Genomic DNA, 20,851 nt, shown 5'->3' on the forward strand with positions numbered 1-20,851 from the left:
TGCTGTTTTGCGTGATCTGCTCTGCAATTCGACACTGATTTCGCGGAGCAAGTTATGGACGCCTCATCAACCTATCAGGACAGCCTGCCTGTCTCTTCGGATGCGCTGCTGAAGCAGCTGGATGACTGGGGCATCGCCTATCAGCTGCATACCCATGTGCCGCTGCGCACGGTAGAGGACGCCAAGGGTGTCGAGGAGCAGTTCATGGTGCCGGGCGAAAACGCGCTGCGGCTGAAGAACCTGTATCTGCGCGATAAGAAGAAGCGGAACTATCTGGTGACGCTGCAGCAGGACAGGGAGATCGACCTGAAGGCGCTGGGCACTGAACTGGGGATCGGCAATCTGTCCTTTGGTTCCGCCGACCGGCTGCTGGAGAACCTCGGCATCCGCCCCGGCGCGGTCAGCCCGCTGGCGATGATCACCGGCGCGGAGAAGGGCGTCACATTCTATATGGACGCCGCTGCACAGGAAGCGGATGTGATCTATATGCACCCGCTGGTCAATGACCGCACTGTGGCGATGAAACGTGCTGATGTGATGGCGTTCTTTGAAAAGACCGGCGTTGAGGTACGCTGGGTTTAATCCACCTTTTCGTCAACCAGCGCTAGGTCCAGCGCTGCGGCGACATGGGCGGCGGAGGGGTTCACGAACAGGAAGCCGCCGGCCTCGAAACTGACGTCGTTGATATGATCCGGGAAGGCCAGCGGCAGTTCGGTGCAGGCCAGCAGGATGGCGGTGCCGGGCTGCGCGTGGCGCGCGCAGAACCGCAGCAGGCGGTCTTGTGCCGTGTCTGATGCACCGCCGTAGAAATCCTCATCGATCATGGCCTGCATCTCGGCGATTTCGTCCTGCGGCAGGGTATCGTTCGCACTGATCCCATGTGCGGCGAGCACATGGGCATAGTTGCGATCCTGCATAGTGACGGCGGTGCCCAGCACCAACGCCCGGATGGCACCAGTTTGCGCTGCGGCCTCTGCGGTTGCGTCGAAGATACTGAGGACCGGCATCACCACCCCCTCGCGGATCGCATGCAGCCGGGCGTGCGGGGTGTTGGAGGCGATGATGGCAAAGTCGCAGCCTGTCCGCTCCAGCGTCAGCATCGCCTCGCGGAAGACGGCGTCGAAACCGGCCCAGCTGGCCTCATCCCCCGGTCGACCGCGCAAGCCACGGGTTTGTGCCTGTACTACGGATTCGATGGTGATCGGCGGCACCGGCAACGGTGAGCCCGCGCCGCGGGCTGCAAAGTACGCTCCGGCGCCTTCGCAGATGGCGCGGTAGTAATCGACGGTAGAGGCCCAGCCGACGCCGCCGAGGATGCCGATCTTTTTCATGGAAATGCCTGTGTTTAGAAATGCGGGTGCGGGCAGAGTGGCATGGCGGCAACGGGCTGCCAAACATAAAAATGCCGCCAGCCGGGGGGGACTGACGGCGGGTGCGCGAGGCGAAGGGGATCAGGCCGCCAGCGCTTCGATCTGGGTTTTTGCCTTGGCCAGGGCACTGTCAGCGTTAACCATCAGGGCGTCGGCGGCAACGATCTCAACCTCGGTGATGCCGATGAAGCCCAGCACGTGGCGCAGGTAGGTGGTGGCAAAATCGATGTCAGAGCCCGCCTGAGTGCCGCCGGAAGCCACGGCGATGATGGCGCGCTTGCCTTCCAACAGGCCGACGGGACCGGTTTCCTCATAGCGGAAGGTGACGCCCACGCGGGCCACCAGGTCAATCCAGGCCTTGAGTGTGGACGGCACCGAAAAGTTGTAGATCGGCGTGCCGATCACGATGGTATCGGCCTGTTTCAGTTCCTCCACCAGCGAGTCGGAAAGGGCCAGCAGCTGCTTTTGTTCATCGCTGCGCTGGTCTGCCGGGGTGAAGTTGGCCCCGATCCAGGCGCCGTCCAGCAGCGGCAGCGGCGCAGCCAGATCGCGGCGGATCACATCGGAGGCGCCAAGGCGGCCGGTGATCTGCGCCGAAAGATCGCGGGAAACGGAGCCGTCGGTGCGGGCGGAGGAGTCGATATGAAGGATGGTACGGGTCATTACAGTATTCCTGTGCTTGTTGCTGACAGGAATTTGGGTTATTGCATTTTCGAACGCAACGCTGCTTCAATCACATGAATTGTGCGTTTTTGCAAAAAAAAGCGCTATTCCGCCGGCAAGGAGGCCGCCATGGATAATTGGGACGAAGTCCGCACCGCCTATCAAGTGGCCCGCATGGGCACGGTCAGCGGTGCCGCCGAGGTGCTGGGCGTGCATCACGCGACGGTGATCCGGCATATCGATGCGATCGAGGCGCGGCTGGGCGTTAAGCTTTTTCAGCGTCATGCCCGCGGCTATACCCCGACGGAATCCGGTCAGGACTTGCTGCGGGTGGCGCAGGCGACCGATGACCAGTTCAGTCAGCTGGTCGGGCGGCTGAAAGGGCAGGGCGACGATGTGTCGGGTGAGCTGGTTGTGACCTCGCTGGCGTCTTTTGCACCGATGATGGTGCCGGCGTTGAAGCTGTTTCAGGATATGCATCCGGGGCTGATTATCCGTTACCTGACCGGTGACCGGCTGTTCCGGCTGGAGTATGGCGAGGCGCATGTGGCGATCCGCGCAGGCAATGCACCGGATCAGCCCGACAATGTGGTGCAGCCTTTCATGAAACAGCAGATCGGGCTCTATGCTTCCAAGGCTTATGCCGAAGAATACGGAATGCTGAAGGGTGTCGAGGATATTCCCAATCACCGGTTTGTCGGTCAGGACGATGAGAGCAGCAGGGCGCCGTTTTCGCGCTGGTTGCGGGCCAATGCGCCGGCTGAGGTCATCGCCTTTCGCTGTACCGATGGCTTTACCCTGAAGTCGGCGGTCCGCAGCGGGGCCGGGATTGGCTTTATGGCGGCCTGGGAAGCGCGGCGGCAACCGGATCTGGTGGAGATGATGCCGCCGCAGGAAGACTGGGAAGGCGCATTGTGGCTGGTGACCCATGTGGATCTGCACCGGACCACTAAGGTGCAGGCGTTCCTGACGTTCCTCAAGGAACAGGTAAAGGACTGGCAGCTGTGAGCGAGGCACTGCGCGGGCATCTGGCGATGCTGTTGTTTTCGGCACTGGTGGCGGGGTCATTCTCGCTAGGTGTCATGGTCGCCAACGAGATTGCACCAGCGGCCTTGAATGCGGCGCGGTTTGGTATTGCCGCTGTGGTGATCGGTGTCGCGGCGCTGGCCACCACCGGGCTGCAGCGGGTGCATTTCCGCGCGCCCTGGCGGTTTGCAGTGCTGGGCGGGCTGTTCGGCGGCTATTTCGTGCTGATGTTCTACGGGCTGCAGACAGCGGCGCCGGTCAGTGCCGCGGCGGTATTCACGCTGGTGCCGGTGATGAGCGCCGTGTTCGGCTGGCTGCTGCTGCGGCAGATCACTACCGGCTGGATGGCACTGGCGCTGGCGATTGGTGCGGCAGGCGCGGTCTGGGTGATCGTGCGCGGTGATCCGGGCGCCTTGGCGGCATTCGAGATCGGCCAGGGCGAGGTCATCTATTTCTGGGGCTGCGTGCTGCATGCGATCTATACGCCGATGGTGCGCAAGCTGAACCGGGGCGAGCCGGCGGTGGTGTTCACCTTCGGGATGCTGCTGGCGGGCGGTGCGTTACTGGCGGTGTTCGGCTGGCAGGACATTCTGGCCACCAATTGGGCCCAGCTGCCCGGTATCGTCTGGATCGGTCTGTTCTATCTGGCGGTCTGTGCCAGCTCTGCCACCTTTGTGCTGCTGCAATATGCGGCGATGCGGCTGCCCTCGGCCAAGGTGATGGCCTATACCTATCTCACCCCAAGCTGGGTGATCCTGTGGGAGATCGCGCTGGGCCGCGGCGCGCCGCCGGGTCTGGTTCTGATCGGGGTGGCGATGTCGGTGGTCGCGCTGGTGATGCTGCTGGAAGGGGCACGGTCGCGGGTCACAGCCTGAACGCAACGGGCCTGACCGCAGCGGGCCTGACCGCAGCGGGCGTGCCCTCCGGCGGCCCTTCGCCGCCGCTTGCGGCAGGTCAACGCAATTCCCTTGTTTTCCGCTATACTGGTCCTGAGGGACTCTTCGGATAGAGGAGGGAGTAATGTTCAAGCATATCATGGTGCCCGTTGATCTGCACATGCCCGCATCGGTCAAGAAAGCCCTGGATGTGGCGGCGGACTTTGCCAAAAATCACAGCTCGCGCGTAACACTGGTGCATGTGACGGATCAGCAGGTCAAACGCGGGCATACAGTAGGGCCGTCAGGTGATGAACTGGCGGACCTGGCAAGCAAGATGGCGGCGCAGACCGGTGCAAGGGTGGAAGGGCTGCCGGTCTATTCGGTGGATGTCGGATCAGAGATCGACTCCATCCTGCCCCGGACCGCTAAGGAGCTGGAGGTGGATTTGGTTGTGATGGGCACCCATATGCCCGGAATTTTGGACTATGTGTTTTCGTCCCACGCCAGCCATCTGGTGCTGCATTCCGAAGCCTCGGTATTTGTGGTGCGCTAGGGGTCCGGCTGGGCGTCCTCCGACAGATGCTCGGCCTCCAGAAAGCGTTCAAAGGCATCCAGATTGACCGGCTCGAACTGGCCGAAGCCCTGCATCCAGACCGAGGCTGCGCGCATGGCATCCGGTTGCAGTTTGCACCATTTGACCCGGCCATGCTTTTCCTGCGCGATCAGGCCTGCGCGGGTCAGGATGACTAGGTGTTTTGAAATTGCCGCCAGCGACATCTCGAACGGTTCCGCCACGTCGGTCACCGCCATATCATCCTCCAACAGCATGGTGAGGATCGCCCGGCGGGTCGGGTCGGCCAAGGCCGCAAAGACAGTGTCGAGAGGGTCGCTCATGCCTGATACTCCTACCCATCGTCCGGCAGTTTGACAATCTGTCCTGAACCGTCATGGTGGCGCCTTTCAAGCGCGCGGGGATTGATGGCATGGCATTGAAGTACTGGCTGGTGATATTCATTCTCGGCATCGGCTGGGGCATGTCGTTCATGTTCAATGCCATTCTGCTGCGCGAACTGGGACCGTTGTCGGTGTCGATGGGGCGGGTCGGATTTGGCGCGCTGGGCTGCTGGATCTATGTGCTGGCGGCGCGCAAGCGGGTACCGGCAGAGCCAGGCCGCTGGCTGGCGCTGTTTGGCTTCGGAGTGCTCAGCTATGCCGGGCCGTTTGCTTTTTATGCGCTGGGCCAGCAGCATATCGCCAGCGGCGTGGCCGGGATTGTCAATGCGACCACGCCGGCGCTGGCAGTGGTTGTCTCGCATTTCTGGCCCGGCGGCGAGCGCGCAACCGGGTTGAAGTCACTAGGGGTGGTCTGCGGGTTCCTTGGTATCGTGCTGCTGTCGCTGCCTCTGCTGGAAAGCGGCCAGTCGTCGGAGATCTGGGCGGTTCTGATCACCCTGTGCGCACCCTTGTGTTATGCATTTTCGGTCAATTTCGCGCGCAGTTTCCGGGACATGGAGCCGGTGGTGCTGGTGGCGATTGCTCTGACCGGGGCCACCGCGGCGATCGCACCGCTGGCGATCTGGAGCGAAGGCCTGCCGCATGTGACGCGGATAGAGACCTGGGCCTCCTTGTTTGTCATTGGTTTTGTGCTGACCTCGGCCGCATTCATCGCCTTTTACTGGGTGCTGCCCAAGGTGGGACCAACCAACATAACCCTGCCGACGCTGATCGCGCCGGTTTCGGCGCTGTTCCTGGGGACCTACATCCTGAAGGAGCAGCTGCTGGCAGAGCATCTGTGGGGCATGGCTGCGATCCTGCTGGGATTGTTGCTGATCGACGGGCGGATTGTGCGCTGGCGGATGGCAATACCGCCCATTCGCTAAAATCAACCTTTTGGTTGAATATGGAAACTGGGGTGGATTGGCGCTAACGGTTGCTGCGGCAGAGCGGCGCGGCCTTTCTCGAAATCAAATTATTATATAAAAATCAGCTACTTGAAGATGTTCTGAATCTTCTGTCCTTGTAATTGACTCCTAAGCCCCATGGCCTTAGCAACCTCTTAGAAATCGCGTGAGGATGGCGCCCGTGACCGACGACGACCAAAAGCAGCGCATGGCGCAGCTGGAGGAGAAGCTCGCGGCGGCGCGTAAGGCACAACAGCCCAAGCCGCGCGCAGATGAGCACTATTCTATGGCCAATCAGGCCTGGCGGATGGTGATTGAATTGGTGGCCGGTCTCGGGATCGGCTTTGGCATCGGATACGGGCTGGACCTTCTGTTTGGAACCCTGCCCATCTTCATGGTGCTGTTTGTAATGCTGGGCCTTGCGGCTGGAGTGAAGACAATGCTTCGCACCGCGCAGGAGATCCAGGAACAGAAACTGGCCGATGAGGCCAAGAAAAATGCGCAAGACCGGGACTGATCCGACGGGATCAAACGCCGGCGACAGGAGAAGCGGACCGATGGGCAAAATTTTCTTTTACGCAGCGCTGGCGCTGGTGCTGGTATCCGGCCTGATTTTCGCCCCGGCGGAGTCAAAGCTGGCAATCCACCCGATGGATCAGTTCAACGTGGCAGCACTGTTTGGCGATCACATCTCCTGGTACACCCCGACCAACGTGACCCTGTGGATGGCGCTGGCTGTTGCCGCGGTGTTTGCGCTGCTGGTCATGGGCTCATCGCGCCGCGCCATCGTGCCGGGCCGCGCCCAGTCGGTTGCGGAGCTGGCTTATGGCTTCATCTACAAAATGGTCGAGGACGTGGCCGGCAAGGACGGCGTCAAGTTCTTCCCCTACATCATGACCCTGTTCATGTTCATCGTGATGGCCAACTTCCTGGGCCTGATCCCCGGCTCGTTCACCACCACCTCGCACATCGCGGTGACCGCGGTTCTGGCGGCGCTGGTGTTCTTCACCGTGACCATCGTTGGTTTCGTCAAGAACGGCGCTGGTTTCCTGGGCCTGTTCTGGGTGTCGAGCGCACCGCTGGCGCTCCGCCCGATCCTGGCCATCATCGAACTGATTTCCTACTTCGTGCGCCCCGTCAGCCACAGCATCCGTCTGGCAGGCAACGTAATGGCGGGCCACGCGGTTCTGAAAGTGTTCGCAGGCTTTGCCGCAGCACTGGGCATGTTCAGCTTCCTGCCGATCTTTGCCATCACCGCGGTTTACGCACTCGAAGTTCTGGTGGCCTTCATTCAGGCCTACGTCTTTACCATCCTGACCTGCGTGTACCTGAAGGATGCGCTGCACCCGAGCCACTAAGGCCAGGATCGACAAGTTTACCGGGTGAGCCTGGCGGTTCACCCAGACCCTAAATCACCACATTCCATCGTAAGGAGAATACTCATGGAAGGCGATATCGCACAACTCGGTCAGTTCATCGGCGCAGGCCTGGCAGCAATCGGTTCCGGCGCAGCCGCAATCGGTGTGGGCCACGTTGCCGGCAACTTCCTCGCAGGCGCACTGCGCAACCCGTCGGCAGCCGCCGGCCAGACCGCAACCCTGTTCATCGGCATCGCATTTGCAGAAGCACTGGGCATCTTCTCGTTCCTGGTCGCTCTGCTGCTGATGTTCGCCGTCTAAGACCTCAGGAACCTATTTCCTTACGGCCGGGCAGTGCGGCCTAAATCCGCACTGCCCGGTGTAACGGCAAGTTCCCAAGGAGGACGACATGGCATCTAATACGCAAGACGCAGCACACGGCGCCGCAGACGCAGCGCACGGGTCTGCTCCGGGTATGCCGCAGCTGGACTTCTCGACCTTCGGGAACCAGATCTTCTGGCTCGCGGTCGCTCTGGTCGTGATCTACCTCATCCTGTCGCGCGTCGCGCTGCCCCGCATCGCGGCGGTGCTGGCCGAGCGTCAGGGGACCATCACCAACGACCTCGCCGCGGCTGAAGACCTGAAAGCCAAGGCAGTCGAGGCCGAAAACGCATATAACAAAGCTCTGGCAGATGCCCGTGCCGAATCTCAGCGCATCGTTGCTGAGACACGTGTGGAAATTCAGGCCGGGCTGGACGAGGCAATTGCCAAAGCAGACGAACAGATCTCTGCCAAGGCCGCCGAGTCCGAAAAGGCAATCGCCGAAATCAAGGCCGGTGCGCTGGAAAGCGTAAAGGCTGTTGCCACCGATACCGCAGGGGCGCTGGTAAGCGCTCTGGGCGGTTCGGCAGACGCAGACGCAATTGCCGCGGCAGTTGCCGAGCGGACGAAAGGATAAGGACATGCGCAATATTCTCGCCCTTGCCCTGACCTTCGGTGCAGCTTCGCCTGCCTTTGCTGCCGGCGGCGGCCTGGACCTGTCCAACACCAACCTGGTTGTGGGTCTCGGTTTTGTGCTGTTCATTGGCATTCTGCTGTTTGCCAAAGTGCCGTCGCTGCTCGCAGGCCAGTTGGATAACCGTGCTGAAGGTATCCAGAAGGAGCTGAACGAAGCCCGCGCGCTGCGTGAAGAGGCCCAGACCGTTCTGGCGTCCTATGAGCGTAAGCAGCAGGAGGTTCAGGCCCAGGCAGATCAGATCGTTGCTGCCGCCCGTGACGAAGCTGCCCGCGCAGCTGAGCAGGCCAAGGCCGATCTGCAAACCTCCATTGCCCGCCGTCTGGCGGCCGCCGAGGAGCAGATCGCTTCGGCGGAAGCTTCGGCTGTGAAGGAAGTGCGCGATCAGGCGATCACAATCGCTGTTTCTGCTGCGGATCAGGTGATCTCCAAGCAGATGACCGCGACCGAAGCCAACAAGCTGATCGACGCCGCCATCGCGGATGTGGACGCCAAGCTGCACTGAGTTTGGCAGACACTGTTGAGTTTAAAAACCCGGCCCAAGCGGCCGGGTTTTTTTGTGCGTGATCGGGAGGGGATGATGTGAACCCATTCCGCAAATCCGCGCGCCGCCGCAGATTGCCCTTGCCGCCCACTTTACCCGTCGCGCCCAGGTTCGTTTGGATCGCTGGAGAACAGTGCGATCTTGTTGCCTTGAGGATCGCGCAGGTATCCAACATAGAAGTGAGGCCCGTAAGAGGCACGAAAGCCGGGCTGGCCCTCGTCCGAACCGCCTGCTGAAAGCGCGGCGGAGTGAAGGTTGCGAACCTGTTGTTGATTGCACGCTTCAAAGGCGACCATAGACCCGTTGCCGGCCGAGGCCGGGCGCCCGTCGAAAGTTGGTTTAACGTAGAAGTCAGGCGGAACCGGAGACTGACCGGACCCAACAGGCAGTACGTAACTTAGGCCCTCAGACCCCTCTTCCAGTTTGTATCCAAGGGCTGGCAGGAACGCAGAATAAAACTGCTTCGCGCGCGCGATATCATCCGCTCCGACTGTGATATAGGCGATCATTTTTCGTCTTTCTTTCAGGGCCCCAAAGCCGGCATTGGTTTGATAGTGGCACAATTCGGTTTGCCCCGAATTCCGTTCATGGTTTCAGCCTCACCCCTTGCCCATTTCATGCTCCAGCCGCTGCTTGGCCACCTCCGCGTTGCGTTCGGCGCGCTGGTGGTCGGTGAGGGCTTGTTTCACATAGTCCAGATGCATCTCCACTGCCGTCCGCGCAGCCTGCGGATCGCGGGCCTGCAGGGCGGCGTTGATGGCGCGGTGCTGCTCCAAGAGCGCCTCATAGGTGGTGTGCTGCTGGAACATGATCCGGCGGTTATAGAAGACGCCTTCCCGCAGGAGATCGAACATCGAACGCATCATGTGCAGCATGATGACGTTGTGGCTGGCGTCCATGATAGCGGAGTGGAACTGAGCGTCGAGCTGGGCCGCTTCCTCGGACACGGCGGGATTGCCGGCCGCCTCCATCTTGTCAAAGATCGCCTGGATCACCTGCAGGTCATAGTCCGACCCGAACCGGGCAGCGCGCTCTGCGGCCAGCCCCTCCATGTCGCGGCGGAAGGAGAGGTAATCAAACACGGCTTCGTCATGGGTGGCGAACAGCTGGATCAGTGCCGGCGAAAAAGCCGATCCCAAAACGTCCCCCACAAACACGCCGGAGCCTGCTTTGGAGGCGAGCAGCCCACGCGCCTGCAACTCGCCGATGGCATCACGCAGGGAGGGGCGGGAGACACCCAGCCGCTCCGCCAGCTCCCGTTCGGCAGGCAGCCGTTCACCAGGTGAGAGGATGCCGCGCAGGATCAGCTGCTCGATCTGCTTAACGACGGAGGCGGAGAGTTTTTCGGGCTGAACTTTCTGAAATGGCATGCGGAGGCTCATCTGAATTGGTCAAATCATATGACCACGGGGGAGAAGGGGCTGCAAGGGCAGGCAGGGATCACGAAGGCTGTAACATTAGGTCAGTATTATTGACATTATTTCGCGCTCTCCTACCGTGGCACCAGATCCCAAGCCAGGAGAGCCAGGATGCAGTTCGACCAGATCTTTGCCAGCCGGAACACGCGGATGAAGGCGTCGGAAATCCGCGAATTGCTGAAGCTCTTGGACCAGCCGGATATCATCTCATTTGCTGGCGGCATCCCGGACCCGGCACTGTTTCCGGCGGATGAATTTGCCGAAGCATTCAAGAATGCGCTGACACCGGAACGGCAGGCCATGGCACTGCAGTATTCAGTGAGCGAAGGATATCTGCCGCTGCGTGAATGGATTGTTGAGGAGATGGCGAAGATCGGTATCGCCTGTGATGCGGACAATGTGCTGATCACCTCCGGCTCCCAGCAGGCGCTGGATTATCTCGGCAAGCTGTTCCTGTCGCCGGGGGATACCGCACTGGTCGGCTGGCCGACCTATCTGGGCGCGCTGGCAGCTTTCAACGCCTATGAGCCACGTTATGACCGGCTGTCTTTGAAGGGCAACCGAACGGTGGAAAGTTATGCCGAGGGTGCTGCGGACGCGGGCAGCGCGGTGAAATTCGCCTATCTGTCGCCGGATTTTGCCAACCCAACCGGAGAGACCCTGGACCGTGCCGGGCGGCTGCGGCTGCTGGAACTGGCTGACAGCCTGGAATGTGCCGTCATCGAAGATGCGGCTTACCAGTCGCTGCGCTATGACGGGGAGCCGGTGCCGCCGGTTCTGGCGCTGGAGCTGGAACAGAAGGGCTCGATCGAGGACTGCCGGACGATTTATTGCGGTTCGTTCAGCAAGACCCTTTCGCCGGGTTTGCGGATCGGCTGGGCGGTGGCAGCCAAGCCGGTGATCACGCAAATGGTGCTGCTGAAGCAGGCGGCGGACCTGCATAGTTCGACAATCAACCAGATGGCAGTCCATGGCGTTGCAGAGGCCAGTTTCGATGCGCATGTGGCGCAGCTGCACGCGGTCTACCAACGCCGCCGGGACGTCATGCTCGCGGCACTGGAGGAGCATATGCCGGAGGGCGTCAGCTGGACCCGGCCTGAGGGCGGCATGTTCGTGTGGATGACCCTGCCGGACCGCATGGATGGGGCGCAGTTGCTGGCCCGTTCTTTGGAGACGGAGAGGGTGGCCTTTGTCCCGGGGCAGGCATTTTTCGCTGATGGCAGCGGTCAGAACACGATCCGGTTGAGCTTTTCCAACTCTAACCATGCGGCGATTGAGGACGGGATTGCCCGGTTGGGGCGGCTGCTGGGCTCTGTCTAAGGCCGGATTGCCCCCGGCTTGGCAAAACACCGCCGGGTCCTGCGGGTTATCCACAAGATATGGTGTGGTTTGAGGCAGATTCGCCCCGATTTGGGGATGCAGAGCGTTGACACACACGATAGGAACCGTTGAACTTTCTCGATCCGGAATCACGGAGGGGCAGCTTTGCGGTTTTCCAAGCTCAGGCTGAACGGCTTCAAAAGCTTTGTTGATCCTACCGAACTGGTCATTGCCGATGGGCTGACCGGGGTTGTGGGGCCAAACGGTTGCGGAAAATCCAATCTTCTGGAGGCTTTGCGCTGGGTGATGGGCGAGACCCGTGCCAAGGCAATGCGCGGCGGCGGCATGGAGGATGTGATCTTTGCCGGCACTTCGTCGCGGCCCGCACGCAACTTTGCCGAAGTCAGCCTGCAAATCGACAATTCTGAACGGCTGGCGCCCTCAGGGTTCAATGAGGCGGACGGGCTGGAGATCGTGCGCCGTATCACGCGCGATGTGGGCAGTGCCTACAAGTCGAACAGCAAGGATGTGCGGGCGCGCGATGTGCAGATGCTGTTTGCCGATGCCTCGACGGGGGCGCATTCGCCGGCGCTGGTGCGGCAGGGGCAGATCGCCGAGCTGATCAACGCCAAGCCCAAGGCACGGCGGCGTATTCTGGAAGAGGCGGCGGGTATTTCCGGCCTTTATCAGCGGCGCCACGAGGCCGAGCTGAAGCTGAAGAACACCGAGTCCAACCTGCTGCGTGTCGATGACGTGATCGAGCAGCTGGCGGCACAGCTGGCGCAGCTGGCCAAGCAGGCACGGCAGGCGCAGCGCTACCGCGAGATCGGTGAAAAGCTGCGCCTGGCCGAGGGCATGTTGCTGTACCGCCGCTGGCGCGAAGCGGATGCGTTGCGGCTGGCTTCCGAGGATGAGCTGCGGGCGCGGGTTGAGCAGGCCGCCAAGGCTGAGGCGCTGGTGCGTGCAGCCGCGGCGCAGCGCGGCACGTTTGAAGAAAAGCTGCCGCCCTTGCGTGAAGAAGAGGCGATTGCCGCTGCCATCCTGCAGCGGCTGGTGGTGCAACGGGATTCGCTGGGCGATCAGGAGGCGCAGGCGCGCCAGACCATCGAGCGGCTCAGCAGCCGTGTTGTGCAGCTGGGCAACGACATTGAGCGCGAAGCGGGGCTCAACAAGGACGCCGGCGAAACCATCGAACGGCTGGAGTGGGAGCAGCGCGGGCTGTCCAAGGCCGGCGACGGGCATGACGGCAAGATGGCCGAAGCCGCGGAACTGGCGCGCGATGCCGGCTCGATCTTGCAGGCACGCGAGGATCATCTGGCGCAGGTGACCGAAGATGTGGCCCGTCTGGCGGCTCGCCACCAGTCGGCGCGCCGTGCATTAGAGGATTGCCAACGAGCTTTGGGCCGTTCCGAGGGCGAGGCTGAAAAGGCTCGCGCCGCCAAGGGCGAGGCGCAGGATGCCTTGGAACTGGCGGTGGAGAAATTCGAAACTTCGGTGGCCGCTGAGGAAGAGGCCCGCGAGGCCTCGGAAATGGCTGAAGAGGCGCTGGCCGATGCGGATGAGACCCGCACCGAGACTCAAAGCCGGGAGGCCGAAGCGCGTTCGCAGCGCTCTGAAGCCGAAGGCGGGCTGGGCGCGTTGCGCGCTGAGGTTACAGCGCTGGCCAAACTGGTGGAGCGGGATACCGCCGAGGGTGGGCAGATCCTGGACGAGCTAACCGTGGCTCCGGGGTATGAAAAGGCTCTGGGTGCGGCACTGGCCGATGATCTGCGCGCGCCGCTGGCGGAGGCGGACGGGCCGACGGGCTGGGTGGCGCTGTCCGGTTATGACCAGGATGCGCCCCTGCCCGATGGAGTGCAGCCTCTGGCGCTGTTTGTTTCCGGCCCTGATGCCCTGTCCCGCCGGGTGGCGCAGATCGGACTGGTGGATGGCGATGTGGCAGCAGGGCTGCAGGCGCATCTGACGCCAGGGCAGCGGCTGGTGACGGTTGAGGGTGACTTGTGGCGTTGGGATGGTTACCGCGCTTGGGCCGAGGACGCGCCAAGTGCAGCAGCACTGCGACTGGAGCAATTGAACAAGCTGGAAGCGCTGAAGCAGGAGATGGAACGTGTCAGCGCTACGGCGGACGGCGCGCGTGCGGCACATGAGATGCTGTTGCGCAAGCTGGAGGAGGTGACGCTGGCCGACCAGAACGCCCGCCAGGCACGCCGCGTGGCCGACCAGCGGGTGGCAGACGCCGCGCGTGCGCTGAGCCGTGCCGAGGCGGACCGCAACCTGGCTGAGGCCAAGCTTGAGACATTGGGGATTGCCGTCTCCCGCCATGAGGAGGACGCGCTGAGTTCCAGCCTGCAGCTGAAAGAGGCGGAAAAGGCGCTGGGGGATCTCGGCGATCTGGACCAGGCCCGCATTGCGGTTGAGGACATCAAGCAGTCGGTGGAGGCGGCGCGGATCACCATGCTGACGCACCGGTCCTCCCACGATGAATTGCGCCGTGAAGGCGAGGCCCGCACCAAGCGCGCCCAGGAAGTGACCAAGGAGCTGTCCGGCTGGCGCCACCGTCTGGAGAGCGCTGAGGCACGGATCGCAGAATTGGCCGAACGCCGCGAAGCTTCGCAAGAAGAGCTGGAAGAGGCGAATGCGGTCCCGGCGGAGATTGCCGGGAAACGCGAGGAGCTGAACGAGGCGATTTCCGAGGCAGAGCTGCGTAAGTCCGCGGCAACAGAAGCTCTGATTGCAGCCGAGGCCGAACTGCGTGACGCGGTTCACAAGGAACGCGAATGCGAGCGGCTGGCGTCTGAGGCACGCGAAGCACGCGCCCGCTCTGAGGCGCGCAGCGATGCGGCCAAGGAGGCGGTGACCCAGGCCGCTGGCCGCATCATCGAGGCGCAGCAGATCACCCCGCAGGCGTTGCTGGAGAAGCTGGGCGTGTCACCGGATGAAATGCCCGCCTCGGATGACCTGGAACACGACGTGGACCGCTGCAAGCGCCAGCGCGATGCTATGGGTGCAGTGAACTTGCGGGCGGAGGAAGACGCCCGCGGCGTGCAGAACGAGCATGACACGCTGGTCGCCGAGAAGCTGGACCTGGAAGGCGCGGTCAAGACCTTGCGCGACGGTATTGCCAGTCTCAACCGCGAGGGGCGTGAACGGCTGCTGACGGCGTTTGAGCAGGTGAACAGCAGCTTTGCCATGTTGTTCACCCATCTGTTCGGCGGCGGTGAGGCCAATCTGGTGATGGTCGAAAGCGACGATCCGCTGGATGCGGGCCTTGAGATCATGTGCCAGCCGCCGGGCAAGAAGCTGTCGACCCTGTCACTGCTGTCCGGCGGTGAGCAGACGCTGACCGCGATGGCGCTGATCTTTGCGGTTTTCCTGTCGAACCCGGCGCCGATCTGTGTGCTGGACGAGGTCGACGCGCCGCTGGATGACGCCAACGTCACCCGTTTCTGCGACCTGCTGGACGAGATGTGCCGCCAGACTGACACCCGTTTCCTGATCATCACCCACCACGCGGTGACAATGGCACGGATGGACCGGCTGTTTGGGGTCACCATGCAGGAAAAGGGCGTTAGCCAGCTGGTTTCAGTTGACCTGAAGAAAGCAGAGGCGATGGTGGCCTAAGGCAGAAGCACTACTGGGATTGGTGCTTTTGTTTTCGAATTTATTAGTGGAGTGACAAATGAATATGCTCAAAGCAATTGCCGCATCCGTGGTCTTGATGATCCCGGTTGCCGCGGCGGCCCAGAATGTAGTGGCCAAGACCGGCGACAGTGTTGCCGGTTTCTTCAAGGATGAAGGCGCCAAGGTCGAAGTAACCACGGACAGCGTAGGTGATCCCAACCTGAAAGTTGAGTATTACGGCAACGATTTCTCGGTCTATTACTACGGCTGCGACAACAACACCAACTGCGAGGCCATCCAGTTCTTTTCCGGTTACCAGACAGACGGCAGCGTGCGCCTGTCCAAGATCAACGAGTGGAACAATGAAAACCGTTTTGCCCGCGGCTATGTCTCGGAAGAGGGCTCAGCCCGGATCGAAATGGACGTGTTCCTGGGCAAAAAGGGCATGAGCCCGGATGATTTTGCCGAGGCCGTGGGGATCTGGAACCGCGCAATGCTGGATTTCGAAACTTTCATTGACTGGTGAAACCACGAGTCACCGGATCGTGACACCAGCTTAACAAGTGAACCGCTAAGGTAGGGGCATGAAACGGATCATGCCCCTTTTTCTATCTCTGATGGCAGGCAGCGCGTTGGCCGGCGATTGGCCGCTGCGGCCCGGCGACACGGCCTTGGCACAGGACGAACTGGACGCGCTGCCAGGCCGGTCCTTTCGCTTTTATGATGGCGGAGAGTCGCTGTATGGCAGCGATGGCGCCTATGCTTATACCTACTCGGCGGAGAACGGCGGGGGCACCGCTTGGGGCACTTACCGGATTGCCGCAGATGGCAGCGTCTGCGTGGAGTTCGCCAACGGGCTTGGCCGCTGCGATCTGTATGTGCGCAATGGAAGCCGGGTCATCCTGATTACCGAAAAGGGCGAGCGGTTCCCGGTCCGTTAAAGCTTCTGCAGCAGCGCCGGCGTCGGCCAGGCATCAGCGGGCAGGCCAAGGCGGGCTTGTTCCTTTTGCACTGCAATCCGGGTGCGGGCGCCAAGAATGCCGTCGATATCCCCAACGTTGTGGCCGCGGGCCTGGAGTATCTGCTGCAACTGCTTCATCTGGGTGCCATTCAGCCCGCTTTCGGGTTGGCCGGCGCTAAAGGCCTCTGCGCCTTTCAGCCGGTTGGCAAAGTAAGCAGCAGTGAGGACATAGGTAAAGCTCTGGTTCCACTCAAAATAGACGTCAAAGTTGGGGTAAGCGAGGAAAGCCGGCCCCTTGTGGCCCTGCGGCAGCAGCAGCGAAGCGCGCAAGGAGGGATCGGGTAGTTTGCCGTCCCGCGCTGAGACGCCCAGACCGCGCCACTGGGCCACGGATTTCTTGCGTCCAGTGCCTGTCAGCGTCAGATCCAGATCCTGGGGAATGATGACCTCTTGCAGCCAGGGCTGGCCCGGTTTCCAACCCAAATGGGACAGCATCCGCGCCCCCGACATCAGCGCGTCGGCGGCAGAGGTTTTCAGGCTGACCTGGCCATCGCCGTCGGCATCGACACCATGATCCAGAATATCTCCGGGCAGCATCTGTACCATGCCGATCTCGCCGGCCCAGGCGCCTGTTGTGCGTTTGGGATCGAAATTGCCCTGGCTGAACAGCTCCAGTGCCGAGAAGACCTGGGGCCGGAAAAGCTCCGGGCGGCGGCAGTCATGCGCCAGGGTGACAAGCGCATCGCGGGTGTTGAAATCGCCCTGATAGCCGCCATAGTCGGTCTCGAAGGCCCAGAACGCCAACAGCACACCGCGGTCAATGCCATAGGTGTTCTCAATCCGCTGGAAGGTGGCATCATGTTTTTGCGCCATCTGGCGGCCGCGCTTGATCCGGCTTTGCGAGATCAGGTGGCGGGTGAACTCGATGAAAGGTTTTTGGAACACACCCTGGGCACGGTCCGCCTTAAGAACTCGGGCATCTTTGCGGGTGCCCGAGAAGAAGGCGTTGACAGTGGAGGTGTCATACCCGGCCTGCACCGCCTCGTCTTTCATCAGCTTAACAAAATTCTGAAAGCCGCCGCCGCATTGGGCAGTTGCCGCCGCAGGCAGCAGGCTTGCTGCAAGGACGAAGGGCATTAGGCGCATTGTTCCGGCGTTCCTTTGTCTGACCGCTCCCGCAGGGTCTTATGTGCTAGAAAACCGTGGCAATGGCAACCGTCAGGACAAGCGCAAGCGCCCAGGTCTGCCACAGCAGGGTCACGGAGCGGGTGATGGTTTCGGCATTGGCGCTTTTGGTACCAAATGCATGGACCCAGGGAAAGTCGCGCATCTGCCCCTCATAAGATCGCGGGCCGGCAAGTGCGGTGTCCAGCGCCCGCGCCATGGCGGCTTCGGGCCAGCCGGCATTGGGCGACCGGTGCTTTCGGGCGTCTGCAGAAATTGCACCCCAGTGGCGCAGTTGGCCGCTGGACAGGGCAATCAGCAAGCCAGTAAGGCGGGCCGGGATCAGGTTCAACAGGTCGTCCAGACGGGCGGCGGCCCAGCCGAAATCCTTGTACCGGCTGGTGCGGTAGCCGATCATGCTGTCGGCGGTGTTGACCATCTTGTAAACAATCAGGCCCGGCAACCCGGCAATCAGAAACCAGAATGCAGGGGCGATGACTCCGTCCGACATGTTCTCGGCGCCGCTTTCAATGGCAGAGCGGGCGGCTTGCGGCGCCGTCATGGCCGCGGTGTCGCGGCTGACGATCATTGCAACCGCTTGGCGGCCATCCTCCAGGCTGCTGCGCAGGCCCTTGGCAACGGCGGCAACATGTTCGGTCAGCGAACGCTGGGCGATCAGGATGGCTGCCACCAGGATTTCCACCAGCGTGCCGGGCAGCGACAGCAGCTTGCCAGCGATAACGCCGCAAAGAACCAGCGCCAACGCGGCCAGAACGCCTTTGCCGCGGCGGTTTTGGCCGGTGTTAAGCTTGCGGTCGAGGAAGCCGACTGCCTTGCCCATCAGCACCGCCGGGTGAGTGATACGGGACCACAGCCATTTGGGCTCGCCGAAAACGGCATCCAGCACGAGGGCCACCGCCAGCATGGCCGCGGTGGTCATAGCGCGGCTTCCAGCCGGTCCCAGCCGTCAGCGGGCGGCAGGCCGAGGCGCAGATAGGTTTTGGAATAAGGGAAAATGCGGCTCCAGATGCGGGCGCGGGCAAGTTTGTCCTGCCAGACGGCGGCATCGTCAACATTGTAAAGACGGAACAGGTCGGTGCCGCCCGCCAGGCTGGCGCCCTTGGCAAGCATCATCTCGTCAAGCCGCGCCGCATCCGCCCGGAGCCGGGCGCGGGTGTCTCCGGCCCAGCCGTGGTCCTGCAGGGCCAGCGCGCCAGTTCGCAGGGCCGGGCCGGAGACCGCCCAAGGGCCTTGCCACGTTGACAGAGCGGTGATCAGTTTGGGATCGCCGATCGCAAAGCCCAGCCGCAGGCCGGCGAGGCCCCAGAATTTGCCAAAGCTTTTCAGGATTATCACGCCGGGGCGGGCGGCCATGCGAATCAGGCTCTCCGTTGGGCAGACGTCGCAAAAGCTCTCGTCGATAATAGTGAGCGGTGCGGTGAGCTGATCTTCGCTCCACATCCGGCCGTCGGGGTTGTTCGGATGCACCGCGACGCGGGCCTCGGCCGGGCCATCCACGCGGATTTTCCAGCCGCGGGCTTCAAAAGCGGCGGCGTGTTCGTTGTAAGTCGGTTTGGTGATCTGCACCCAGCGCGGCGCGGCCAGCGCAGGCAGGGCTGCGATCAGGGCTGATGCACCGGGGGCAGCCAGCACGGCGGCCTCATCCGGGATGTTCCAGAATGACCGCGCGGCGCGTTCGAGATCGGCCAGCGCATCGGCGTCCGGAAGTGCGCCCCAGTCTCCGGCGGTAAAGCCCGGCAGCGGATAGGGGTGCGGGTTGATACCGGTGGACAGGTCCATCCAATCGCTGCGGGTACCGCCGAATTCTGCCATGGCAATGCCAAGGTTGCCGCCGTGGTCCCTGAATGGGGTCGAATTTTCGAGCGGGAGTTCAAGCATCGCGGTAGCCACCGGTTGAATGTTGCTCCGAATGGATCGGACGTCAAATCAGACACAGCGGTTCATAAAGCAACCGGGGCGGGGCGTGAACTCCCTAATTTTAGCGGTATCGGCCGGAAACGCCGGATTGACGGCTGCCCGCGGCGGATCAGCCGCGCCGGTGCGGTTCTTGCCAGTCGATATCCGGATTGACCGGGATGATCCGGTGCGGGTTGATGGTGTCGTGGCTGTAATAATAGTGGCGCACGATATGCTGCATGCCGACGGTTTCCGCCACGCCCGGCCATTGGTACAGCTCGCGGGTATAGGCCCATAGGTTCGGGTAGTCTGCCAGCCGCTTGCGGTTGCACTTGAAATGCACGTGATAGACCGGATCAAACCGCAGGAGGGTGGTGAACAGCCGCCAGTCGGCCTCGGTCACGCGGTCCCCCAGCAGGTAGCGGTGTTGCGACAGCAGGTCCTCCAGCCAGTCCAGACTATCAAACAGCGGCTCAACCGCGGTGTCATAAGCCTGTTGCGTGGTGGCAAAGCCGCATTTGTAGACGCCGTTGTTTATGGTGCTGTAAATGCGGGCGTTCACGGCCTCGATCGGCTCTCGCAGCTCTTCCGGCCAGTAATCGCTGGTGTTGCCGGTGATCCCGTTGAACGCTGAGTTGAGCATTCGGATGATCTCGGCGCTTTCGTTGGAAACGATGGTCTCCTGTTCCTTGTCCCATAGAACCGGCACCGTCACCCGGCCGGTATAGCCTGCATCGGCGCTGGTGTAGATCTGGTGCATATGGGAACTGCCGAACAGAGTGTCGCCGGTGGCGCCATGGTCGTCCCTGTCAAAGGTCCAGCCTTCGCCCAGCATATCGGGATGCACAACGGAAACAGAGATATGATCCTCAAGCCCCTTCAGCTTGCGGAAGATCAGCGTGCGGTGGGCCCAGGGGCAGGCGAGCGAGACAAAAAGGTGATAGCGTCCGCTTGCTGCGGGGAAGCCGCCCTTGCCCGAAGGACCAGCGCTGCCATCGGCTGTGATCCAGTTGCGGAACTGCGATTCGCTGCGTTTGAAAGCGCCGCCAGTGGATTTGGTATCATACCACTTGTCGTGCCATTTCCCGTCGATCAAAAGGCCCATCACGTCTGCTCCTGCTGCTGTGCGCAGGAAACATAGACCTGCTCAGGCCGGGTGCCTATGCAGCGCAGCGCGCAAGGCCTCTGCGCCACTGCACAAGAGCAACAAAATTGCGCGACCGTCAAATTTCCGAAAATGTTCACTTGATTTTATATGTTTGTGACGCACCGTTGAAAGAAGGACCCGAGAGACCCTAAGCATTTGGAAGGCCGGAACGATGAATACCTATGTGCCCAAAGCCGTGCAGGAAGCGCTGGACACCGCCCGCCTTCAGGGGATGCGCAAGAAAAGCCGTTTGCGGGTAATGGCGGACAATGAGCTGGTCCCGGTTTTGCGGATGTGGAAGACGGGTTTTTCGGTTGAGGCAGAGACTGCGCCGATGCTGCGCGGGCTGGTCGATCTTTACGAGGGAGCGCGGCACCTGTCGCAATGCCTGATCGTTGCCAGCGAAGAAGAGGGCGGCGAGATGCGCTATGAATTCAAGCGCTCAACACCCGCTGCGGACAGGGCACCGCTGGATTTCTACAAATCCCCGGACGCACCTGCCGGGCTGATCCCCTTCGACCAGTCGCAGGGCAAGATCTGAGCTGCTG

24 protein-coding genes are annotated in these 20,851 nt (G+C 61.9%); 15 read left to right on the forward strand and 9 right to left on the reverse strand.

Annotated features, from left to right (window positions below):
* Nucleotides 1-54 precede the first annotated feature (54 nt).
* Nucleotides 55-582, forward strand: a complete 528-nt coding sequence (locus K3555_RS00760) for a prolyl-tRNA synthetase associated domain-containing protein (RefSeq protein WP_260007040.1) — start codon at nt 55-57, stop codon at nt 580-582.
* On the opposite strand, the gene K3555_RS00765 is transcribed toward K3555_RS00760, so the two are convergent.
* Both K3555_RS00765 and K3555_RS00770 read right to left on the reverse strand, forming a co-directional pair.
* Complete coding sequence (locus K3555_RS00765) at nt 579-1,331, reverse strand: aspartate/glutamate racemase family protein (protein ID WP_260007041.1); 753 nt, start codon at nt 1,329-1,331, stop codon at nt 579-581. The two genes, K3555_RS00760 and K3555_RS00765, sit on opposite strands and share 4 nt — an antisense overlap.
* 120 nt (nt 1,332-1,451) lie before the next feature.
* A complete protein-coding gene (locus tag K3555_RS00770) occupies nt 1,452-2,033 on the reverse strand; it encodes an FMN-dependent NADH-azoreductase (RefSeq protein ID WP_260007042.1) in 582 nt (193 codons plus the stop codon).
* A 129-nt stretch (nt 2,034-2,162) separates the two neighbouring features.
* On the opposite strand from K3555_RS00770, the gene K3555_RS00775 reads away from it, so the two are divergent.
* From K3555_RS00775 to K3555_RS00785, 3 genes are all read left to right on the forward strand, one after another.
* Nucleotides 2,163-3,041 carry a LysR family transcriptional regulator gene (locus K3555_RS00775; protein WP_260007043.1) on the forward strand — a complete coding sequence of 293 codons (879 nt, stop codon included), beginning with the start codon at nt 2,163-2,165 and terminating at the stop codon, nt 3,039-3,041.
* Nucleotides 3,038-3,934 carry a DMT family transporter gene (locus K3555_RS00780; RefSeq protein ID WP_260007045.1) on the forward strand — a complete coding sequence of 299 codons (897 nt, stop codon included), beginning with the start codon at nt 3,038-3,040 and terminating at the stop codon, nt 3,932-3,934. Before K3555_RS00775 ends, K3555_RS00780 begins: the two co-directional genes overlap by 4 nt.
* Before the next feature lie 145 nt (nt 3,935-4,079).
* Complete coding sequence (locus K3555_RS00785) at nt 4,080-4,490, forward strand: universal stress protein (protein WP_259989152.1); 411 nt, start codon at nt 4,080-4,082, stop codon at nt 4,488-4,490.
* On the opposite strand, the gene K3555_RS00790 is transcribed toward K3555_RS00785, so the two are convergent.
* Nucleotides 4,487-4,831, reverse strand: coding sequence for a helix-turn-helix transcriptional regulator (locus K3555_RS00790; RefSeq protein ID WP_129369296.1), 345 nt, complete (start codon nt 4,829-4,831; stop codon nt 4,487-4,489). The two genes, K3555_RS00785 and K3555_RS00790, sit on opposite strands and share 4 nt — an antisense overlap.
* An 89-nt stretch (nt 4,832-4,920) precedes the next feature.
* Here K3555_RS00790 and K3555_RS00795 point away from each other — a divergent pair, with 89 nt between their 5' ends.
* The 6 genes from K3555_RS00795 (at nt 4,921) to K3555_RS00820 (ending at nt 8,716) form a co-directional block, all read left to right on the forward strand.
* Entirely contained in the window at nt 4,921-5,817 is an 897-nt protein-coding gene (locus K3555_RS00795) for a DMT family transporter (RefSeq protein ID WP_260007046.1), read from the forward strand.
* Nucleotides 5,818-6,010: 193 nt separating this feature from the next.
* On the forward strand, nt 6,011-6,355 hold the full coding sequence (locus tag K3555_RS00800) for an AtpZ/AtpI family protein (protein WP_239032530.1): 345 nt from the start codon (nt 6,011-6,013) through the stop codon (nt 6,353-6,355).
* 40 nt (nt 6,356-6,395) lie between these two features.
* Nucleotides 6,396-7,196 carry a F0F1 ATP synthase subunit A gene (locus K3555_RS00805; RefSeq protein WP_129369298.1) on the forward strand — a complete coding sequence of 267 codons (801 nt, stop codon included), beginning with the start codon at nt 6,396-6,398 and terminating at the stop codon, nt 7,194-7,196.
* 84 nt (nt 7,197-7,280) lie between these two features.
* Nucleotides 7,281-7,517: a F0F1 ATP synthase subunit C gene (locus tag K3555_RS00810; RefSeq protein ID WP_008205040.1), complete on the forward strand. Its 237-nt coding sequence runs from the start codon at nt 7,281-7,283 to the stop codon at nt 7,515-7,517.
* A gap of 88 nt (nt 7,518-7,605) precedes the next feature.
* Nucleotides 7,606-8,154, forward strand: a complete 549-nt coding sequence (locus K3555_RS00815) for a F0F1 ATP synthase subunit B' (RefSeq protein WP_259989163.1) — start codon at nt 7,606-7,608, stop codon at nt 8,152-8,154.
* 4 nt (nt 8,155-8,158) lie between these two features.
* Entirely contained in the window at nt 8,159-8,716 is a 558-nt protein-coding gene (locus K3555_RS00820; RefSeq protein WP_260007047.1) for a F0F1 ATP synthase subunit B, read from the forward strand.
* A 131-nt stretch (nt 8,717-8,847) separates the two neighbouring features.
* Here the strand turns inward: K3555_RS00820 and K3555_RS00825 are convergent, their stop codons facing one another.
* Together K3555_RS00825 and K3555_RS00830 are read right to left on the reverse strand one after the other, a co-directional pair.
* Nucleotides 8,848-9,264 (reverse strand): VOC family protein, encoded by a 417-nt coding sequence (locus tag K3555_RS00825; RefSeq protein ID WP_260007048.1) that lies wholly within the window; start codon nt 9,262-9,264, stop codon nt 8,848-8,850.
* A gap of 90 nt (nt 9,265-9,354) precedes the next feature.
* Nucleotides 9,355-10,125 (reverse strand): FadR/GntR family transcriptional regulator, encoded by a 771-nt coding sequence (locus K3555_RS00830; RefSeq protein WP_260007049.1) that lies wholly within the window; start codon nt 10,123-10,125, stop codon nt 9,355-9,357.
* Nucleotides 10,126-10,284: 159 nt separating this feature from the next.
* Between K3555_RS00830 and K3555_RS00835 the strand changes: the two genes are divergently transcribed.
* From K3555_RS00835 to K3555_RS00850, 4 genes are all read left to right on the forward strand, one after another.
* Nucleotides 10,285-11,493 (forward strand): PLP-dependent aminotransferase family protein, encoded by a 1,209-nt coding sequence (locus K3555_RS00835; protein ID WP_260007050.1) that lies wholly within the window; start codon nt 10,285-10,287, stop codon nt 11,491-11,493.
* Between the two features lie 165 nt (nt 11,494-11,658).
* Nucleotides 11,659-15,114, forward strand: a complete 3,456-nt coding sequence (locus tag K3555_RS00840) for a chromosome segregation SMC family protein (protein WP_260007051.1) — start codon at nt 11,659-11,661, stop codon at nt 15,112-15,114.
* 58 nt (nt 15,115-15,172) lie between these two features.
* Entirely contained in the window at nt 15,173-15,640 is a 468-nt protein-coding gene (locus K3555_RS00845) for a YbjN domain-containing protein (protein ID WP_260007052.1), read from the forward strand.
* A gap of 70 nt (nt 15,641-15,710) precedes the next feature.
* Complete coding sequence (locus K3555_RS00850; RefSeq protein WP_311200010.1) at nt 15,711-16,055, forward strand: hypothetical protein; 345 nt, start codon at nt 15,711-15,713, stop codon at nt 16,053-16,055.
* Here K3555_RS00850 and K3555_RS00855 read toward each other — a convergent pair.
* From K3555_RS00855 to K3555_RS00870, 4 genes are all read right to left on the reverse strand, one after another.
* The gene (locus K3555_RS00855; protein ID WP_260007053.1) at nt 16,052-17,221 is read right to left on the reverse strand and encodes a lytic murein transglycosylase; all 1,170 of its coding nucleotides are present in this window, start codon (nt 17,219-17,221) and stop codon (nt 16,052-16,054) included. The two genes, K3555_RS00850 and K3555_RS00855, sit on opposite strands and share 4 nt — an antisense overlap.
* A gap of 46 nt (nt 17,222-17,267) precedes the next feature.
* The gene (gene cbiB, locus K3555_RS00860; RefSeq protein WP_260007055.1) at nt 17,268-18,179 is read right to left on the reverse strand and encodes an adenosylcobinamide-phosphate synthase CbiB; all 912 of its coding nucleotides are present in this window, start codon (nt 18,177-18,179) and stop codon (nt 17,268-17,270) included.
* Nucleotides 18,176-19,138, reverse strand: a complete 963-nt coding sequence (locus K3555_RS00865) for an aminotransferase class I/II-fold pyridoxal phosphate-dependent enzyme (protein ID WP_260007057.1) — start codon at nt 19,136-19,138, stop codon at nt 18,176-18,178. Before K3555_RS00865 ends, cbiB begins: the two co-directional genes overlap by 4 nt.
* A 148-nt stretch (nt 19,139-19,286) precedes the next feature.
* Nucleotides 19,287-20,261, reverse strand: a complete 975-nt coding sequence (locus K3555_RS00870) for a glutathione S-transferase family protein (RefSeq protein WP_260007058.1) — start codon at nt 20,259-20,261, stop codon at nt 19,287-19,289.
* Between the two features lie 214 nt (nt 20,262-20,475).
* Here K3555_RS00870 and K3555_RS00875 point away from each other — a divergent pair, with 214 nt between their 5' ends.
* Entirely contained in the window at nt 20,476-20,844 is a 369-nt protein-coding gene (locus K3555_RS00875; RefSeq protein WP_027257273.1) for a hypothetical protein, read from the forward strand.
* Nucleotides 20,845-20,851: the final 7 nt, after the last annotated feature.

Source organism: Leisingera sp. M527 (assembly GCF_025141525.1).
In the GTDB taxonomy this organism is placed as follows: Bacteria; Pseudomonadota; Alphaproteobacteria; order Rhodobacterales; family Rhodobacteraceae; genus Leisingera.

Bases quoted from the DNA above. Each gene is read 5' to 3' on its own strand.
- K3555_RS00760 (WP_260007040.1), top strand. From the start codon at position 55: ATGGACGCCTCATCAACCTATCAGGACAGCCTGCCTGTCTCTTCGGAT.
- K3555_RS00765 (WP_260007041.1), bottom strand. From the start codon at position 1,331: ATGAAAAAGATCGGCATCCTCGGCGGCGTCGGCTGGGCCTCTACCGTC.
- K3555_RS00770 (WP_260007042.1), bottom strand. From the start codon at position 2,033: ATGACCCGTACCATCCTTCATATCGACTCCTCCGCCCGCACCGACGGC.
- K3555_RS00775 (WP_260007043.1), top strand. From the start codon at position 2,163: ATGGATAATTGGGACGAAGTCCGCACCGCCTATCAAGTGGCCCGCATG.
- K3555_RS00785 (WP_259989152.1), top strand. From the start codon at position 4,080: ATGTTCAAGCATATCATGGTGCCCGTTGATCTGCACATGCCCGCATCG.
- K3555_RS00790 (WP_129369296.1), bottom strand. From the start codon at position 4,831: ATGAGCGACCCTCTCGACACTGTCTTTGCGGCCTTGGCCGACCCGACC.
- K3555_RS00795 (WP_260007046.1), top strand. From the start codon at position 4,921: ATGGCATTGAAGTACTGGCTGGTGATATTCATTCTCGGCATCGGCTGG.
- K3555_RS00800 (WP_239032530.1), top strand. From the start codon at position 6,011: ATGGCGCCCGTGACCGACGACGACCAAAAGCAGCGCATGGCGCAGCTG.
- K3555_RS00805 (WP_129369298.1), top strand. From the start codon at position 6,396: ATGGGCAAAATTTTCTTTTACGCAGCGCTGGCGCTGGTGCTGGTATCC.
- K3555_RS00810 (WP_008205040.1), top strand. From the start codon at position 7,281: ATGGAAGGCGATATCGCACAACTCGGTCAGTTCATCGGCGCAGGCCTG.
- K3555_RS00815 (WP_259989163.1), top strand. From the start codon at position 7,606: ATGGCATCTAATACGCAAGACGCAGCACACGGCGCCGCAGACGCAGCG.
- K3555_RS00820 (WP_260007047.1), top strand. From the start codon at position 8,159: ATGCGCAATATTCTCGCCCTTGCCCTGACCTTCGGTGCAGCTTCGCCT.
- K3555_RS00825 (WP_260007048.1), bottom strand. From the start codon at position 9,264: ATGATCGCCTATATCACAGTCGGAGCGGATGATATCGCGCGCGCGAAG.
- K3555_RS00830 (WP_260007049.1), bottom strand. From the start codon at position 10,125: ATGCCATTTCAGAAAGTTCAGCCCGAAAAACTCTCCGCCTCCGTCGTT.
- K3555_RS00835 (WP_260007050.1), top strand. From the start codon at position 10,285: ATGCAGTTCGACCAGATCTTTGCCAGCCGGAACACGCGGATGAAGGCG.
- K3555_RS00845 (WP_260007052.1), top strand. From the start codon at position 15,173: ATGAATATGCTCAAAGCAATTGCCGCATCCGTGGTCTTGATGATCCCG.
- K3555_RS00850 (WP_311200010.1), top strand. From the start codon at position 15,711: ATGCCCCTTTTTCTATCTCTGATGGCAGGCAGCGCGTTGGCCGGCGAT.
- K3555_RS00855 (WP_260007053.1), bottom strand. From the start codon at position 17,221: ATGCGCCTAATGCCCTTCGTCCTTGCAGCAAGCCTGCTGCCTGCGGCG.
- cbiB (WP_260007055.1), bottom strand. From the start codon at position 18,179: ATGACCACCGCGGCCATGCTGGCGGTGGCCCTCGTGCTGGATGCCGTT.
- K3555_RS00865 (WP_260007057.1), bottom strand. From the start codon at position 19,138: ATGCTTGAACTCCCGCTCGAAAATTCGACCCCATTCAGGGACCACGGC.
- K3555_RS00870 (WP_260007058.1), bottom strand. From the start codon at position 20,261: ATGGGCCTTTTGATCGACGGGAAATGGCACGACAAGTGGTATGATACC.
- K3555_RS00875 (WP_027257273.1), top strand. From the start codon at position 20,476: ATGAATACCTATGTGCCCAAAGCCGTGCAGGAAGCGCTGGACACCGCC.